Here is a 3,326-nt window from a genome sequence, read left to right as displayed (position 1 = left end):
CGGTCTTGCCCATCTCCAGGAAGCGCCCGCCGCGCGGCAGCAGCCGCAGTGAGGCGTCCACGAACTCCCGGGCCAAGGAGTCCAGCACGACATCCACGCCCCGGCCTTCGGTCTCGGCCAGGAAACGTTCCTCGAACTCCAGCGTGCGCGAGTTGGCGATGTGCGCATCGTCGAGGCCGGAGGCGCGCAGCGTGTCCCACTTGCCCTCACTGGCCGTGCCGAAGACCTCAGCGCCCCAGTGCCGGGCCAGCTGCACCGCAGCCATGCCCACGCCACCGGCGGCCGCGTGCACCAGCACCGACTCGCCCGCCCGCAGCCCGGCGAGGTCCCGCAGTCCGTAGTACGCGGTCAGGAACACGATCGACACGGACGCCGCCTGCTCGAACGTCCAGCCGGTCGGCATCGGGGCGAGCATCCGCCGGTCAGTCACCGCCAGCGGGCCGAAGGCCCCGGCGAACAGTCCCATCACCCGATCGCCGGGGGCCAGGTCAGTGACTCCGGGACCGACCTCGGCCACGATGCCCGCGGCCTCGCTGCCCATCACATCCTGGTCGGGTACGACGCCCAGCGCGAGCACCACATCGCGGAAGTTGAGCCCGGCCGCCCGTACCCGGACGCGGACCTCGCCTGCGGTGAGGGGCGCAGCCGCCGCAGGGTGCTCCAGCAGCCGCAGGTTGCCGAACGAGCCCTTATTCGGTATTTCGAGGCGCCACGCGGACACACCGGCAGGCGGCGTGAGCGTTCCGTCCCGCGCGATCCGCGCCATGCGTGGCACCCGCACCTCGCCGGCGCGCAGCGCCACCTGCGTCTCGTCCTGAGCCATCGCCCACTCGACCGCGGCAGGCAGCACCTCGCGCGAAGTCTCGTCCGTGTCGATGTCGAGCAGCAGGAAACGGCCGGGGTTCTCGGACTGCGCCGACCTCAGCAGCCCCCACACCGAGGCCGCGGCCAAGTTCCGTACATCCTCGCCGGACTCGGCCGCCATCGCGCCCCGGGTGACGGCCACCAGGCGCGATCCGGCGAACCGCCCGTCCGCCAGCCAGGCCTGCACCACCTCAAGAACCCGGAACAGACCCGTGCGCACATCCTCGGCCATGCCGCGGTCCGTGGCCGGGGCCACGCAAGGGACCAACACCACCGGGGGCACCGTGCCGCCCGCGGCGACGGCCGCGCCCAGCGCGTCCAGGTCCTGGTACACCGCTTCCCCGGCGCCCAGGACTGCGAGTGGCAGGTCCGCCTCGGACTCTCCCAGCACCGCCCAAATGGCCGCCGTCGCCGCACCGCCCGAGGCGATGTGCGGAACGGCCGTCCAGTCCACCCGGTACAGGGAGTCGTGCTGCTCTCCGCCACGGGCCGCGGCCAGCCGGTCGGGATCCACCGGCCGTACGACCAGCGAGTCCACCGCGGCCACCAGTTCGCCCGCGCCGTCGGCCACCGTCACGGACACCGCGTCAGTGCCGGCCGGGGCCAGCGCGACCCGCAGCATCGAGGCGCCCGCCGCCCGCAGCGTCACTCCGCGCCAGGCGAACGGCAGCCGCACCTGGCGGTCGTCGGGGAAGAATCCGCCGAGGCGCAGCCCATGCAGGGCTGCGTCGAGCAGCGCCGGGTGGATGCCGAAGCGGGCGGCCTCGGCCTGCTGGTCCTCGCCGAGCGCGACCTCGGCGAAGACCTGGTCCCCGCGTCGCCAGGCCGCCCGCAGACCCTGGAAGAGCGGGCCGTACCCGTAGCCTGCGGCGGCGAAGCGCTCGTACAGATCATCCGTCCCGACCGCGACTGCGCCCTCCGGAGGCCAAACGCCCGCGAGATCCGCGACGCGCTGCGCCACCGAGGCGTCAAGCCTCGCACCCATGCCGAGCACACCTGTGGCGTGGCAGGTCCACGGCTCCTCGGCCGAGGCATCGCCCGCACGGGAGTAGACGTTCAGGGACCGCCGTCCCGAGCCGTCCGGCTCGCCGACCGTGAGCTGCAGCTGTACGCCGCCGCGCGCCGGGAGGACGAGCGGAGCCTGGATCGTCAGTTCCTCGACAACCTCACAGCCAACCTGGTCGCCTGCGCGGATGGCGAGCTCGACGAACGCGGTGCCGGGCAGCAGTACGCTGTCCGCCACTGTGTGATCCGCAAGCCAGGCGTGGGTCTGGAGCGAGAGTCGTCCGGTGAGCAACAGCCCCTCTGCACCGGCGAGTTCCACAGCCGCACCGAGGAGCGGATGCTCTGCGGAGCCGAGCCCGAGGCTGGACGCGGTGCCGCTGCCGACCGCCCCGGCCTGGGGCTCCAGCCAGTAGCGCTTGCGCTGGAAGGCATACGTCGGCAGATCCACCCGCGACGCCCCCGCGAACACACCCGCCCAGTCGACCGCGACACCGTGGACCCATGCCTCGGCCACCGAAGTCACAAAGCGCGCCAGACCACCCTCACCACGCCGCAGCGAACCAACGACAACACTCCCCTCCGCACCCCGCGCCTCAACAGTCTCCTGAACACCCACAACCAACACCGGGTGCGGCGACACCTCCACGAAAACCGCGTCCCCTCCATCCAGGATCGCCCCGACCGTCTCCTCAAACCGAACCGTCTGCCGCAGATTGCGATACCAATAACCAGCACCCAACTCAGCCGTATCAACAAGCCCACCAGTCACCGTCGAATAGAACGGCACCGAAGACGACCGCGACTCAACACCCTCAAGCAGCTCCGCCAACCGCCCCTCGATCACCTCAACCTGAGCGGAATGAGACGCATAATCCACCGCAATACGACGCGCCCGCACACCCTCCGCCTCACAACCCGCCAGCAACTCCTCCAACGCCCCAACCTCACCAGCCACCACCACCGAAGCCGGACCATTCACCGTCGCCACCGACAAACGACCACCCCACGCAGCAACCCGCTCCCCCACCTCCTCAGCCGCCAACGACACCGACGCCATACCACCCAACCCGGCCAAACCCTCAGCAATCGCCCGCGACCGCAACGCCACCACCCTCGCCCCATCACGCAAAGACAAAGCTCCAGCCACACACGCAGCCGCAATCTCACCCTGCGAATGCCCCACCACCGCCGAAGGCACAACACCAAACGAACGCCACAACTCAGCCAACGACACCATCACAGCCCACAACACCGGCTGCACCACATCCACCCGCTCCAACGACACAGCACTCGGCGCCTGCCGCACCACCGCCTCAAGATCCCAGTCAACAAACTCCGCCAACGCCCGGCCACAGTCGGCAAAACGCTCAGCGAACACCGCCGAAGATTCCAGCAACTCCACAGCCATCCCGGCCCACTGCGAACCCTGACCCGGGAACACCAACACCACACGACCA

At 70.4% G+C, this 3,326-nt stretch carries 1 protein-coding gene; it reads right to left on the bottom strand.

Features of this window, described 5'->3' with window-relative positions; translation table 11 throughout:
* The coding region (locus CCN51_RS48390; RefSeq protein ID WP_143676156.1) for an acyltransferase domain-containing protein at positions 1-3,326 on the bottom strand (3,326 nt) is incomplete at both ends.

Source organism: Streptomyces milbemycinicus, from assembly GCF_002154605.1.
In the GTDB taxonomy this organism is placed as follows: Bacteria; Actinomycetota; Actinomycetes; order Streptomycetales; family Streptomycetaceae; genus Streptomyces; species Streptomyces milbemycinicus.
Note: the sequence above shows the minus strand (reverse complement) of the source record. Positions and strands in the feature narration are given on the sequence as shown.